Annotated in this window: 15 protein-coding genes; 4 read left to right on the top strand and 11 right to left on the bottom strand. The window is 65.9% G+C overall.

The window, feature by feature from the left end; translation table 11 throughout:
- Positions 1-29: 29 nt before the first annotated feature.
- From H2052_RS14050 to H2052_RS14010, 9 genes are all read right to left on the bottom strand, one after another.
- Complete coding sequence (locus H2052_RS14050) at positions 30-1148, bottom strand: acyl-CoA dehydrogenase family protein (RefSeq protein ID WP_293782795.1); 1119 nt, start codon at positions 1146-1148, stop codon at positions 30-32.
- A gap of 10 nt (positions 1149-1158) precedes the next feature.
- Positions 1159-2352, bottom strand: coding sequence for an acyl-CoA dehydrogenase family protein (locus tag H2052_RS14045; protein ID WP_293782793.1), 1194 nt, complete (start codon positions 2350-2352; stop codon positions 1159-1161).
- 10 nt (positions 2353-2362) lie between these two features.
- A complete protein-coding gene (locus H2052_RS14040) occupies positions 2363-3706 on the bottom strand; it encodes an NAD(P)-binding domain-containing protein (protein WP_293782791.1) in 1344 nt (447 codons plus the stop codon).
- 62 nt (positions 3707-3768) lie between these two features.
- The gene (locus H2052_RS14035) at positions 3769-4248 is read right to left on the bottom strand and encodes a Dps family protein (protein WP_293782789.1); all 480 of its coding nucleotides are present in this window, start codon (positions 4246-4248) and stop codon (positions 3769-3771) included.
- 101 nt (positions 4249-4349) lie between these two features.
- Positions 4350-4682: an ATP-dependent Clp protease adapter ClpS gene (gene clpS, locus H2052_RS14030; RefSeq protein WP_293782787.1), complete on the bottom strand. Its 333-nt coding sequence runs from the start codon at positions 4680-4682 to the stop codon at positions 4350-4352.
- A gap of 129 nt (positions 4683-4811) precedes the next feature.
- The gene (locus H2052_RS14025) at positions 4812-5606 is read right to left on the bottom strand and encodes a phasin family protein (protein WP_293782786.1); all 795 of its coding nucleotides are present in this window, start codon (positions 5604-5606) and stop codon (positions 4812-4814) included.
- 106 nt (positions 5607-5712) lie between these two features.
- On the bottom strand, positions 5713-7092 hold the full coding sequence (gene pgmG / locus H2052_RS14020) for a phosphoglucomutase/phosphomannomutase PgmG (RefSeq protein WP_293782785.1): 1380 nt from the start codon (positions 7090-7092) through the stop codon (positions 5713-5715).
- 38 nt (positions 7093-7130) lie between these two features.
- Positions 7131-7535: a molecular chaperone DnaJ gene (locus H2052_RS14015; RefSeq protein ID WP_293782783.1), complete on the bottom strand. Its 405-nt coding sequence runs from the start codon at positions 7533-7535 to the stop codon at positions 7131-7133.
- Positions 7535-8332: a division plane positioning ATPase MipZ gene (locus tag H2052_RS14010; RefSeq protein WP_293782781.1), complete on the bottom strand. Its 798-nt coding sequence runs from the start codon at positions 8330-8332 to the stop codon at positions 7535-7537. The genes H2052_RS14015 and H2052_RS14010 overlap by 1 nt, the downstream gene beginning before the upstream one ends.
- Positions 8333-8442: 110 nt before the next feature.
- Between H2052_RS14010 and panC the strand changes: the two genes are divergently transcribed.
- The 4 genes from panC to H2052_RS13990 all read left to right on the top strand — a co-directional run bounded on the left by panC (position 8443) and on the right by H2052_RS13990 (position 12281).
- A complete protein-coding gene (gene panC / locus H2052_RS14005; protein WP_293782779.1) occupies positions 8443-9267 on the top strand; it encodes a pantoate--beta-alanine ligase in 825 nt (274 codons plus the stop codon).
- Between the two features lie 127 nt (positions 9268-9394).
- Positions 9395-10408 (top strand): HAMP domain-containing sensor histidine kinase, encoded by a 1014-nt coding sequence (locus H2052_RS14000; RefSeq protein WP_293782777.1) that lies wholly within the window; start codon positions 9395-9397, stop codon positions 10406-10408.
- 88 nt (positions 10409-10496) lie between these two features.
- Positions 10497-10784, top strand: coding sequence for an SEL1-like repeat protein (locus tag H2052_RS13995; protein ID WP_293782775.1), 288 nt, complete (start codon positions 10497-10499; stop codon positions 10782-10784).
- 111 nt (positions 10785-10895) lie between these two features.
- The gene (locus H2052_RS13990; protein ID WP_293782773.1) at positions 10896-12281 is read left to right on the top strand and encodes a PAS domain-containing protein; all 1386 of its coding nucleotides are present in this window, start codon (positions 10896-10898) and stop codon (positions 12279-12281) included.
- Here the strand turns inward: H2052_RS13990 and H2052_RS13985 are convergent.
- Positions 12263-13405: a GNAT family N-acetyltransferase gene (locus H2052_RS13985; protein WP_293782771.1), complete on the bottom strand. Its 1143-nt coding sequence runs from the start codon at positions 13403-13405 to the stop codon at positions 12263-12265. The two genes, H2052_RS13990 and H2052_RS13985, sit on opposite strands and share 19 nt — an antisense overlap.
- A complete protein-coding gene (locus H2052_RS13980; RefSeq protein WP_293782769.1) occupies positions 13402-14148 on the bottom strand; it encodes a glycerophosphodiester phosphodiesterase family protein in 747 nt (248 codons plus the stop codon). Before H2052_RS13980 ends, H2052_RS13985 begins: the two co-directional genes overlap by 4 nt.
- Positions 14149-14150: the final 2 nt, after the last annotated feature.

The following is a 14150-nucleotide window of genomic DNA, read 5'->3' as shown; positions in this document are numbered from 1 at the left end:
AGTCGAGGGACGCACAACGCTCGTGTAGCTTACGCCGCCTCCCCGAACGCCAGCGCCTCATATCGCTGCAGATGCCAGTCGGTATTCCCGAACTGGCTTTCGATCATCGTCGCGCGCTTGAAGTAGTGGCCCACCGCGAGTTCGTCGGTCATGCCCATGCCGCCGTGGATCTGGATGGCTTCCTGCCCGCTGTGGGTCAGCCCCTTGCCGATCTTCGCCTTGGCCATTGAAACGGCGGCGGGGTCGGGGAGTTTCAGCGTCGCCATCAGCGCCATCGATGCCGCCTGCTCGGCTTCCATGAACATGTCGACCATGCGGTGCTGGAGCACCTGGAATTTCGAGATCGGCTGGCCGAACTGCTTGCGCTGCTGCGCATAGTCCTGCGTCTGCCGGTGCAGTTCGCGCAGCACGCCGACGGCTTCGGCGCAGAGCGCGGTCGTCGCCTCGTCGATGATCCGGCTGACGAGCGGGAACGCGCCGTCCGCCTCGCCGAGCAGCGCTTCGCCGGGCACTTCGGCATTCTCGAAATAAACTTCCGAGGCGCGTCCGCCGTCCACGGTCGGGTAATCGCGCCGCACCACGCCCTTCGCGCCGCTTTCGACGAGGAACAGGCTCACGCCGGCCTGCTCGCGCTGTCCGCCGCCGGTGCGCGCCGTGACGATCAGGTGGCTCGCGAACGGTGCATCGCGCACCACCGCCTTGTGGCCCGAAAGCGCCCAGCCACCGCCCGATTTTTTCGCGGCGGTCGCGATGTTCGCCGGATCGAAGCGTCCCTTGGGTTCGGCCCACGCGAACGCCGTGGTCGTCGTCCCTGCGATGATGCTCTCGATCAGGTCGGTGCGGCCCGTCTCGCGCGCGAAGCCGCCGCCGATGACGACGGTTGAAAGATAGGGCTCCAGCACCAGCGCCTTGCCCAGTTCTTCCATCACGATCATGTTTTCGACCGCGCCGCCGCCGAGCCCGCCGAGGCTTTCGGAGAAGGGTGCCGCGAGGATGCCGAGTTCCTCCGCGAATGCCTTCCAGATGTCGGGCGACCACCCGTCGCCGCGCGCGATTTTCATGCGCGTTTCGTGGTCGTAGCGGTCGGCAAGGAAGCGCGCGAGCGTGTCGCGCACCATGGTCTGCGTTTCGGTGTAGCTGAAGTCCATTGTCTTGCCCCTAGAGCCCGAGAACCATCTTCGCGATGATCCCGCGCTGGATTTCGTTCGACCCGCCGTAGATGGAGGTCTTGCGCATGTTGAAATAGGTCGGCGCAGCGCGCAGCGCATAGTCCGGCCCGATGGCGTGCTCGTTGTCGCTGTCGCCCAGGCCGCGGAAATACGGCGCGCCGTAGTGTCCCACCGCTTCGAGTGTCAGTTCGGTGATGCGCTGCTGGATTTCGGTGCCCTTGATCTTCAGCAGCGAGGATTCCGCCCCCGGCGGCTTTCCGGCCGCGAGCGCGGCAAGCCCGCGCAGCTCGGTGAATTCCAGCGCGGCGAGATCGATCTCCAGTTCGGCGATCTTGCGCTTGAAGAAGGGGTTTTCAATCAGCGCCCGGTCGCCGTCCAGCTCCGCCGCCGCAATCGCGCGCAGCTTCTCGATGCCGCGCTTCGATCGCGCGACACCCGCAATCCCGGTGCGTTCGTGCGCGAGCAGGAACTTCGCGCAGGTCCAGCCCTTGTTCTCCTCGTGCACGCGGTTTTCCACCGGCACGCGTACGTTCTCCAGCCACACCTCGTTCACCTCGTGCTCGCCGCCGAGCGTGATGATCGGGCGCACGGTGATGCCCGGCGATTTCATGTCGATGAGCAGGAAGCTAATGCCCTCCTGCGCCTTCACCGAAGGATCGGTGCGGACGAGGAAGAAGCCCCAGTCCGCGTGCTGCGCGAGCGTCGTCCACGTCTTCTGGCCGTTCACGATATAATGGTCGCCGTCGCGCTCGGCCTTGGTCCGCAGCGAGGCGAGGTCAGAGCCCGCGCCCGGCTCCGAATAGCCCTGGCACCACCAGTCCTCGCCCGAAAGGATGCGCGGCAGGAAGCGTGCTTTCTGTTCGGGCGTGCCGAACGTGTAGATCACCGGCGCGACCATGCTGATCCCGAACGGCAGGATCGGGATCGTGTCGGCGCGCGCCAGCTCCTCGGAAAAGATGTAGCGCTGCGTCGCGCTCCAGCCCGGCCCGCCATATTCGGTCGGCCACGCGGGCGCGACCCAGCCTTTCTTGCCGAGAATCCGGTGCCACGAGAGATAGTCTTCCTTCGACCATTCCTCGCCCTCGTCGAGCTTACCCTTCAGATGTTCGGGATAGTTCTCGTCGATGAAGCGCCTTACCTCCTCGCGGAAGGCGATGTCTTCGGGGCTGAACGACAAATCCATGATGTCCTCCTCAGGCGGCCGCGGCGGTCGTTGCCGCCGGCCAGTCTTTTCGCCGGTTGCTGCCGGCTTTCAGTTCATGCGCGATCTCGCGTTTATAAACGTCGAAATCCACCTGCATCGTGTGGCGGCGCGAGGCGTAGTAGTGCCCTTGGTGCCGCGCTTCGTCCGCGCCGATCGTGCGCCGCATCGCGTCTGCGTCCGGCAGGCCGTAGGCGCCCGTCAGCCATGCGGCCAGCAGTTTCGATTGCTGCTCGGCGAGGTTCACGAGCGTCGGCAGCGCCTGCGCGAGCCCCATGAACCACAGGTCCGTCCGTTCGGGGCGCACCATCCGCTTGAAAAGGCCGATGTGGTTGTCGACCACGGGCGCATCCGCGTCGCTCAGGAACGGAAACGCGATCTGGTAGCCCGTTGCGTAGACGATCGCGTCGATCGCCTCGCTGCTGCCGTCCTCGAAACGCACGCTTGTGCCTTCCAGCGCCGCGATGTTCGGCTTCACCGAGATGTCGCCAGATCCGCAGCGCAGCAGGAATTCGGAGCTGACCGTCGGGTGCGCTTCGAGCGGCGCATGGTCGGGGGCGGGGAGGCCGTAGCTTTCCATGCTGCCCACCGCGCGCTTCACCACAAACGCGGCGAGGCGGCGCTTGAGGCCGATCGGCATCCATTCGGGCAGCGCCTGCTTGTCCGAAGGTTTGCCGCCCAGATATTTGGGCAGCACCCACACGCCGCGCCGTGCGGCGACGAACAGCTTCGCCGCCATCGGCCGCTGGGAAAGCTCGGACGCGATGTCGACCGCGCTGTTGCCCAGCCCGACGACGAGCACGCGCTTCCCCACCATGTTCACGGGTTCGAACGGCGTGCGGTAGTCGTGGCTGTGGATCTGCGGCCCGTCGAAAGCGCCGGGGAAGGCGGGGATGTTCGGCTTCCAGTGGTGCCCGTTCGCTACCGCCAGCACGTCATAGCGGCGCGCCTCTCCGCCCGCGGTAACCTCCCAGCCGCCGCCGTCCAGCGGCCGGCACGCTGTCACCTCGGTGTTGAAGCGGATGCGCTCGCGCAGCCCGAAATGATCGACATAGGCGTTGAAATAGCTGTCGATCAGGCTGTGGTGCGGAAAGTCCGGCCAGTCCGCCGGAACCGGGAAGTCCTCGAACTGCAGGCGTGTTTTCGACGTGTCGATATGCAGCGACTGATAGCAGGCGGAAACGCCGTTCGGATTGCCATAGGCCCAGTTGCCGCCGACGCGATCGGATTTTTCGAGGATATCGAAGGCAATACCACGGTCCGCAAGCCGCTTGGCGGTCGTGAAACCGCTGCAACCGGCGCCGATGATGCAGACCTTTGGTGCGGAGGCTCCCATGCCCCCAAATTCGGGTGAGGCGCCCGAAGCGTCAACTCACCCGAATCAATAGGGGGTTTTGGTTAGCCGAGCGTCGAGCGCAGCATCCACGCGGTCTTCTCGTGGTACTGCATCCGGCTGACGAGCAGATCGACGGAAACCTCGTCGCCCGCGTCTTCCACGATCGAGAAGATCTTCCGCGCCGTGCGCGCGACGGCTTCGTTGCCCTCGGCGAGCTGCTTCACCATTTCCATCGCCTCGGGCGGCTGCTCGGGCGCTTCCTTGATGCTGGAGAGCTTCGCGAACGCGCTGTAACCGCCCGGCGCGAAGTGGCCGAGTGCACGGATGCGTTCGGCGATCTCGTCGGTCGCGAGCCACAGCTCGTTGTACTGCGTCATGAACATCGTGTGCAGCGAGTTGAACATCGGACCCGTGACGTTCCAGTGGAAATTGTGGGTCTTCAGATACAGCGAATAGGTGTCGGCAAGCACATGGGAGAGGCCGTCGGCGATCTTGGCGCGGTCTTCCGCGGGAATGCCGATATTGGATTCAGTGTCGGACATGATGATTCCTTTCGTCGCTGCATACTCGTGGAAATCGGAAAGCACGGCCAATGGATTGTCTCATTGACTGCAATCAAGAACTTCAATGAAACGAAATCGTTTCAGGCTTTTTCCAGCGTGCACTGCAGCGGGTGCTGGTTCTGCCGCGCGAAATCGAGCACCTGGTTCACCTTGGTTTCGGCGACCTCGTAGGTAAACACGCCGCACAGGCCGACGCCCTTGTGGTGGACCTGCAGCATCACGCGCGTCGCGTCCTCGGTGGACATGCGGAAGAAGCGCCGCAGCGTTTCCACCACGAATTCCATCGGCGTGTAGTCGTCGTTCAGCATCAAGACCCTGTAAAGCGCAGGCTTTTTGGTCTTGGGCTTGGTCTTGGTCGCGACGCCGGTGTCCGTGCCGGAACCGTTCCGGTCGTCTGACTCGCGATCAGTCATTCATTCGCTCACTCACGAGGTTTCGCACGGGGCCATGATATTGCAGTTGCGGGCGCGATAACAAGACCATGTACGAAAAGGGCGGCCGCAACAGCGACCGCCCTTCCTGTAGAAACGGCTGCGAGGCGCTTACTTGGCGACAGCGGCCGTCTTGAACTTGTCGGCCGCAACCGCGAAGCGGCTGGAGATCGGCTCGAACATGTCGGTCGAAAGCTTCACGAACGCTTCGGTCATCTTGCTGCTGTCAGCGACGAACTTGTCGAACTGGCTGCGCGCGAAATCGCTCTGCAGCTGCAGCAGCTCGTTGGCGCTCTTGGCCGACGAGAACGACTTGAACGCCGTCGTGGCGGCTTCGCCGTTCTTCTTGGCGAGTTCGATGGCCGACTGCGTCAGCGTCTCGAAGCCCTTCGCGGCGATCTTGCCGGATTCGACGAAGGCTTCCACGTTCTCGCGCGTGAAGCTGCCGATCTCTTCGGCGGCCTTGGTGCTCTTTTCCATCGCTTCGCGCGTCTTGGTCTGGAACTGTTCGACGGCGGCCTTGCTCTGCGCCATCGCGGTTTCGGTCTGCTTTTTCACGGTGTCGTTGATCGTCATGATTACTGCCTTCTGCTTCGGGGGGACGCTGGCCTTCGCGGATACAGCTGCGGGGACCACGGCTTTGGGTTTGGCGGCTTTCGGCGTCGGCGCTTTCGCGACCTTCGCTTCAACCTTGGCGGGCGCCGGTTTCACCGACTGCTCCACGACCTTCGCGGCGGCCTTGGGATTCACTTTGGGCTTCGCGGGGGCGGGCGCGGCGGCTTTCGGCGCCGGTTTCGCTTCAACCTTGGCGGCGGGTGCGGCTTCTGCCTTCGGAGCGGCGGCAGGCTTCGCCGGCGCCGCGGTGACGGGTTCCACTTTCACTTCCACCTTTGCTGCTTCAGCCATCGTGACCTCCAGGGGCGCACCTTATGCTGCACTGCAACATAAAGATGTCGCCCGGATTCGTCAAGGCTTTTTGTGCACTGCAACATAAGTGAAATGTGAGGCGGGCTCAGTGTCCCGTCAAAGTCGCGAGGCCCGAAGCGGAAAGCTGTGCGTTGATCGCGGCGACCAGCCGTTCCAGCGCCTCCTCGGACACCGCTTCCGCCCGCGCCACGAGCACGTCCTGCGTGTTGGAGGCGCGCAGCAGCCACCAGCCGTCGGGCGTGTTCACGCGCGCACCGTCGGTGCGGTTCACCTGCGCGCCGCTCGCTTCCAGCCGCGCCAGCACTTCGTCGATCACGGCGAACTTGCGTTCCTCGGGGCAGGGGAAGCGCAGCTCGGGGGTGTTCACCATCGCGGGCATCTCGCCACGCAGCTGCGTCAGCGACTTGCCGCTCCGGTCCACCGCGCCGATCAGCCGCACGGCGGCATAGATCGCATCGTCGAAGCCGTAATAGCGGTGCGCGAAGAAAATGTGCCCGCTCATCTCGCCCGCGAGCGGCGCGCCGGTTTCCTTCATCTTCGCCTTGATGAGCGAGTGGCCGGTCTTCCACATCAGCGGCTTGCCGCCGAGTTCTGCGACGCGGTCGTAGAGCGCCTGGCTGGCCTTCACGTCGGCGATGATCGTGCCGCCCGGTACGTCGCGCAGCACGTCTTCCGCGAGGATCATCAGCAGCTGGTCGCCCCAGATGATGCGCCCCGTGCTGTCGATCGCGCCGATGCGGTCGCCGTCGCCGTCGAACGCAAGCCCGAAGTCGAGGCCCTTTTCGGCGACGACGCGGCGGAGGTCCGCGAGGTTCTTCTCCTCGGTCGGGTCCGGGTGATGGTTCGGGAAATCGCCATCCACGTCGGTGAACAGCAGGTGATGCTCGCCTGGCATGGCAGCGGTCAGCCGTTCCACGATCGGTCCGGCAGCGCCGTTCCCCGTGTCCCACGCGATGCGGAAGCCGTGCGCGGGCACGTCGCCGAGCAGCCGCTGGACGTAGGCTTCGGAAACATCGACTTTGCGATTGGACCCCGTGCCCTGTTCCCAGTCGCCCGCCGCGGCCATTGCCCCGATCCCGGTGATGTCGGCGCCGTAGAACGGCCCGTGACCCAGCATCATCTTGAAGCCGTTGTAGTTCGGCGGATTATGGCTGCCGGTGATCATCACGCCACCGTCCGCGTCCAGATGGTGCACCGCGAAATACAGCATCGGCGTCGGCCCGAGTCCGATGCGCAGCGCCTCGCAGCCCGTGTCCTCAAGGCCGCGCACCAGCGCCGCTTCCAGCGTGGGCGAGGAGTGACGCCCGTCGTAGCCCACCGCGACCTTGGTCCCGCCCGCGCGGCGCACGCGCGTGCCGAAGCCGCGCCCGATGGCGTAGGCGTCGTCCTCGCCAAGCGTTTCGCCGATGATGCCGCGGATGTCATATTCCCGAAGCGAGGTCGGGTGGAAGTCGTGCCGGTCCAAGATACTGCCCTTGCTGTGAGAATCGCGAAACTATCGCGTCAACGCCTGGTATCGCGAAGATGTTTCAAGAGCGTATCCCTTGCCGCGTTGAGGCGAGCGGACGCCTCCGCGCTGCCGCCCTTGTCGGGATGGGCCGCCGTGATCATCCGCCGCCATGCCGCATTGATCTCGATCGCGCCGGCCTCGGGGGACAGGCCGAGCAAACGGCCCGCCTCCTCAGGAGACATACCGGATTCGCGGCGGCGGGGCCGCTGATCCATCGCCAGCCACGCCGTCACGCCTGCGACCGCGAGCGCGCCGAGCCATTGCCCGGTCAGCAGCAGGCGCAGCGCGAGCCCCGCGCCCGCGGCAATGCCGATCCAGCGCAGCCGCGCCGGTGTCAACGCGCCTGTATACCACAGCGCGCCGAGCGCTCCCGCCGCGAGGGCGAGGACCACGATCATCAGCTGGCGAGGCTCTGCGCTTCTTCGATTTCGGGGAGGGCGAGGCTCGCGATGAGTTCGCGAAGCTCGTTGCGCGCGGCGATGTGGCTCATGTTGACGTCGTCGATGACGCCGATGTCGAGCAGGGTCAGCCCGCGCGGGAAGAGTTCGCGATAGATGACGCGTTCGGAAAGGCCGGGCGCGATGCGGAAGCCGATGCGCTTGGAAAGTTCGTCGAGCGCGCCGCCGACGCGAATCATGTTCTTCGCGGCGAGCGAGGACATGCGGTTGCGCACCACCACCCAGTCCACCGATCCGCCGTCAGTCTTCGCGCGCGCCTTGCGCGCGTCCCAGATCAGCTCGGCGTAGAAGCTCGGGCGCTTCACCTTGAACGTGTCCGGATCGACCTGTCCGATGAGGTCGAAGTCGACGAAGCTGTCGTTCATCGGCGTGATGAGCGTGTCAGCGCGGCCCAGCGCGACGCGCGACAAGGGGCTGTCGCGACCGGGCGTGTCCACCACGATCACGTCCACCACCGGCGCCCACGCATCGAGCGTGGTGCGCAGCAGCGTTTCGCTGTGGCTGTCGTTGTCGTCGATCACCTGCAGCCGCGGCGTCTTCAGCCCCAGGCCGTGGCCTTCGGAAAAGCTCTGCCGGTTTTCCATGTAGCGCGTGAAGGTGCGCTGGCGCGAATCGAGGTCGATCGCGGCGACCTTGCGGCCGCTGTGCATCAGCGCGACGGCGATGTGGACTGCGGTCGTGGACTTGCCGGTCCCGCCTTTTTCATTGCCAAGAACGATGACATGGGCTTTGGCCATAAAAGTAACGCGCCCCCGATGGCTGCATTCCGTTGGATGGCGGACTGTTTCATTCACGGGCGCCGGGGAGTCAATCGAGGAGAGGCAAGATTCCGGAGGCTTTCGAAACCGTGCGGACGGTCGCGGCACTGCGTGCGCGCGTACGCGCATGGAACGCGGCGGGGCAGAGCGTGGCGCTGGTGCCCACGATGGGCGCGCTCCACGCCGGGCATCTTGCGCTCGTCGCGGCCGGTCTCGCCCGTGCCGACCGGGTCGTCGCAAGCATTTTCGTGAACCCCACGCAGTTCGGCCCGAACGAGGACTTCTCGCGCTATCCGCGCCGCGAGGCGGAGGATGCGGCAGCGCTCGCGGGAGCGGGGTGTCACCTCCTGTTTGCGCCCACGGTGGAGGAGATGTACCCGGCGGGCTTCGCAAGCGGCGTTCACGTTGCCGGTCTCACCGCCGAACTCGACGGCGCGCACCGGCCCGGCCATTTCGACGGCGTCGCGACCGTGGTCTCGAAGCTGCTCAATCAGGCGCAGGCCGATTTCGCGATGTTCGGCGAGAAGGACTATCAGCAGCTTCTCATCGTCCGCCGCATGGCCGCTGACCTCGACATCGCCACGCAGATTGTCGGCGTCCCCACGGTGCGTGAGGCGGATGGTCTCGCGCTGTCGTCACGCAACGCCTACCTTTCGGCGGAGGAGCGCGCCCGCGCCGCGTTGTTCCCGAAGACGCTGATGGCGGCGCGCGACGCCATCCGTGCCGGGGCGGCGATCGAAACCGCGCTCGCGGAGGCCGACGCGGCACTGCGCGCGGCAGGGCTCGTGCCCGATTATGTCGCGCTTCGTGATGCCGAAACGTTGTTGCAGGTGACCGTTCTTGATCGCCCCGCGCGCATCTTGTCGGCGGTGCGGCTCGGCTCGACGCGTCTTATCGACAATCTGGCGGTCTAAGCGGCCGAAAACGGCCCGCGTTAACTTTTCATTAGGAATTCTCAATAACTATTAACGCCGTTGCAGGAGGCCCGGCGGACATCCTCGATTGTGCAGGATTCCAGCCGTTTGCAGCGGAGCATTCTCGATGCAGGACTGGCTGATCGATGTCATGGAGCCCCCGGGGGAGGACCTTCCCGGCCGGGCGATTGACGCCGCGACCCGGCCTGCCGAACTTCTCGCCCGTGCCGACATCGCGCTCTGCCTCACCGGCGGGGTTGCGGTGGTCATGGGGTCAGAGCCGATCGGGCGCATTTCCGGACCCCGTCTCGCCCAGGCGCTGGCCCGCGCTGTCGATGCCGGCGAGCGCGCTGCCCGCGGCGCACGCGACGAGGCGCGCCGCCTGCGTCGCGACCGCAGGATGCTCGCCGCCAATCTCAGCCACGAACTGAAAACGCCGCTCAATGCGATCAGCGGCTACAGCGAGCTTGTCGCGCTCGGCCTCCAAAGCGGCCGCACGCACGCCGCCGCCAGCCAGAACGCGGTGATCTGGGAAGCGGCGCAGGGGATGCTCTCGACGCTCGATTCCATTCTCGACCTCGCTCGCATCGAGGCGGACGCTGCGCCGCTCGATGAAACCGACGTCGATCTTCGCCAGCTCGCCGCGTCCGTGCTCCGTATGCTCGGGACCATGGCCGATGCACGCGGCGCGAGCGTCGCGATCGAGATGGAGGCCGATCTGCCGTTTCTCCATGCCGATGCGCGGATGCTTCGGCAGATCCTCGTCAACCTCGCCGGCAACGCGCTCAAGTACGGCGGCGAGAAGGTGAAGCTCGTCATCGCGGCGCGCGTCGACAAGGCCGATCGGATGCTTATCGAGGTACGCGACAATGGTCCCGGCATGTCGCCCCGCGCGATGGAAACGGCGATGAAACCCTTCGCGCGCGGGCCGGACGACAAGACGATGCTCGCCGGCAGCGGACTCGGCCTGCCGCTCGTCAAGGCACTCACCGAGCTGCACGAGGGCAGCTTCAAGTTGCTCTCGTCTCCGGGCCGGGGGACCCGCGCCGTCGTCACCATGCCGCCCGGGCGTGTCCGCCTCGCGCGCAGCGGTCGCCAGGAAGCCTTCGCATTCCGCCGGGCCAATTCGCTCTTCGGCTGAGTCGCATCAGGATTTCCGCCATTTTTCGGCGTTAACCATTTCTTGAAGAAGACACGCCAAATCTCCCAGCGTTGAGGGGGATTTTCGAATGGCAAGTCATCCGGTCTCTGAAGTCCAGTTTCTTCACGCGCAGATGGCGGCGGCGATGGCCGGCAAGCCGGACGCGTATTACGAGCTTGGCGTCGCGTATGCGGTCGGCAGGAACGGCGTCGATATTGACCTCGTCGAAGCGCACAAGTGGTTCAACCTCGCCGCCATGTCGGGCGATGAGCGCGCCCAGCTTGATCGCAGCGAGGTCGCGGCGTCGATGACGCCCGCCGAGGTCGCCGCGGCACAGCGCGAGGCGCGCGCATTCCTGATGCAGACACGCCACTAGGCCTGGTCCGAATCACTGCAAGCCTGAGAAATCAGGCGCTTGGGGCTTGCAAATAAAGCGAAATGGCCGCTTGCTATATCTGCTGTCGTAAGCAGCAGGGGGACTGGCGCCTTGGCGACGCGGTTGTCTGGAAAAGTATCGGAAATCAAAGCATTTCCTGCAAAGCCTTCCGAGTCGCGTGAAGACGAGCTTGCCACGCTGCGCGCCGAACTGGCCCGCGAAAAGGCACTCCGCAAGCGTTACGAAACCCAGTTCCGGCAACTTTCCGCATCGCTCCCCATCGTCATCTGGATGGCTGACGAGCGGCGCAACGTCACCTTCATCTCCGACAACTGGTACGACCTCACGGGCACGCGCCAGCACGATCTCGGCAACTGGATCGCGACGGTCCACCCCGACGATCGCCGCCGCGTGGCGGAGCAACTGATCGCCGCAACCGACCGCCGCGAACGCTACGCCGTCGAATATCGCACCCAGCGCGCCGACGGATCGATCGCCTGGGTACTCAACGTGGGCGCCCCGCGCTTCAACGAGACCGGGGATTACGACGGCTACGTCGGCGCAGTCATCGATGTCAGCGAGCGTCAGGCTGCAACCGAGACGCTTCAGGGGCTCGAAACCCGCCTGTCGCTCGCGCTCGACGGTACCCGCGTCGGCGTGTGGGACTGGGATATCGTGTCGGGCGATGTCTGGCTCAGCGACAGCGCGCTCGCGATTCAGGGCTATGCGAGCGAGGAGGTGAAGGGCCACGCCGCCGGCTTCGCCGATTATATCCACCCGGACGATCTCGCAGAGCATAGCCGCAGCATCACCGCGTGCCTCAAGGGCGAGCAACCGATGGTGAACCTCGAGCATCGCCTGCGCTGCAAGGATGGCGGATGGGTGTGGGTGGCAGAGCGCGGCCGCGTCGTCGAGCGCGATGCGAACGGAAAGGCGCTCCGCATGATCGGGACGCGCACCGACATGACCGAGCAGCGCGAACGCGACGATCGCCTGCGCTGGCTCGCCGCGCACGATGTGCTCACCGAGCTTCCCAACCGGGGGCGTTTCCAGGAGCTGCTGCTCGCTGCGATGCGGGAAACCGACGCGCGGGGCGGCCGGATGGCGCTGATGCTGTTCGACCTCGATCACTTCAAGGCGGTCAACGACGGCTTCGGCCATGACGTGGGCGATGCGTTGCTGCGCCGCGCGGCACGGCGCCTGCGCGATGCGTTCCCCGGCGGTTCGGTCGCGCGGCTCGGCGGCGATGAGTTCGCGATCATCCTTCCCGATGCCGGGCGGCACGGCGAGGATGTGATGGCGCTTGCGGCGCAGGCGGTTCATGCCGGAACGACAGGCGGCGAGGAGCCCGGCGAGAGCACGGCAAGCGTAGGCGTGGCTTTCTATCCCGATCACGCGGCAAACGCGGCGGATTTCGTCAAGGCGGCGGACGTAGCGCTCTATGCCGCGAAGCAGGCGGGCCGCGCCTGTGCCCGGCTTTATGAACCGCGCCGGTAGGGCGTGAAGCTCTCCATCGCGCGGATGTCCGCGGCAATCGCCGGGCGTTCGCGCTCCAGATAGTCCTCGATGGCCCGCCGCAGCCCTGGATGCTGGATATGGTGCGCGGAGGTCGTCACCACCGGCACATAGCCCCGTGCGAGCTTGTGCGGCCCCTGCGCGCCCGCCTCGACGCGGGCGAGGCCATGCGTGATCGCGTAGTCGATGGCCTGATAGTAGCAGAGTTCGAAGTGCAGGAAGGGCAGGTCGCGCACTGCGCCCCAGTAGCGCCCGTAGAGGCAGTCCCCGCCGATGAAGTTCAGCGCGCCCGCCACGGGCGTGTCGCCGTCCATCGCCAGCACCAGCAGCACGCGCTCGGCCATGCGTGCGCCGATCAGGCTGAAGAAGGCGCGGGTCAGGTAGGGTTGGCCCCATTTGCGGCTGCCGGTGTCCTGATAGAAGTGCCAGAACGCGTCCCAGTGCGTCTCGCGTATGTCCGCACCCGAAAGTGCCACGATGCGAAGGCCGCTTTCCGCCGCCTCCCGCCGTTCGCGACGGATGGTCTTGCGCTTGCGCGAGGCGAGGCTGCCGAGGAAATCCTCGAATGTGCCGTATCCCGCGTTGTGCCAGTGGAACTGTTCGGTGTGCCGGATCAGCCAGCCCGCGTCCGCGAACAGCGGCACCTGCTCGGGCGCGATGAACGTGGCGTGCGCGGACGAGATCTGCTGGCGCGCGCAGAATTGCGTGATCCCGGCGATCAGCGCGGGCGCGTGGGCGGTATCCTGCAAGAGCAGGCGCGGGCCGGTTGCGGGCGTGAACGGCACCGCCATCTGATATTTGGGATAATAGCGCCCGCCCGCGCGCTCGAACGCGTCCGCCCAGCCGTGGTCGAACACATATTCGCCCTGCGAGTGTGATTTCGCATAGGCGGGCGCGATGCCGAGAATGGCGCCGTTCGCATCTTCCAGTACCGCGTGCGCCGCCTGCCACCCTGCAGCGGCAACCGCGCTCCCCGAATCCTCCAGCGCGCTGATGAAGGCGTGCAGCGTGAACGGGTTGTTGTCCCCCGCGCAGGCGTTCCAGTCGGCCGCGGAAATGTCCGCGGCCGATGTCACGATCCGGAAAGTCGCCGGCGTGCCGGTCATGCGTGTCCCGGGGTATCCTCGAAGATGATCTGGTCGGCGTGCACGGCGGCCCGTGCGCGCGCTTCCTCACCCCGCACCGTCCAGGTCAGTACCGGGAGGCCCTTGCGGCGCTGGCGTTCAGCAAAGCCGCAGGGCAGCGAATTAATGTCGAAGGCAAGGAAGTGCGGCTTCGCGCTGCGAACCGCGAGGTTGCGCGAAAGCCAGCCCCGAACGCCGGTATTCCCGCGGCCTTCCTTGCTCACGACGAGCCCGCGCACGGTGTGCGGGCTGTGCTCGCGGAACCAGCGCACGATGCGCGGATCGAACGACATCACTGCCGTCCAGCCGTTTGCGCCTTCCAGCGCACGGCGCACCGCGCGGCAAAGGCTGCCATAGCCGCGCCGACCCGGAGACTTCACTTCCACCAGCGTTGGCGCGCGCCCGCCGATCTCGCTCAGCACCTCGCGCAGCGTGCGGATGGTTTCGTCAGTCCCCGAAAGGCGGAATGCGGCCAGTTCGCCGACGGTCAGATCGGCGATGCGCCCGCCGGCGTTGACGAGGCGGGGCAGCTCGGCATCGTGAAACACCACCGCGTCCTTGTCTGCCGTGCGCCGGACATCGAGCTCGATGCCATAGCCTGCGGCGATCGCACGTTCGAACGCTGCCCTGCTGTTCTCGGGCACACCCGGCGCGCCGTGCAGCCCCCTGTGCGCAAAGGGATGGCGGGTGAGAAACTCGAGATCGCGGGGTGTGTTTCGCAGCATCT

The organism is Sphingosinicella sp. (assembly GCF_013911755.1).
Taxonomy (GTDB): Bacteria; Pseudomonadota; Alphaproteobacteria; order Sphingomonadales; family Sphingomonadaceae; genus Sphingosinicella.
This window is presented reverse-complemented; position numbering and strand designations above follow the sequence as displayed.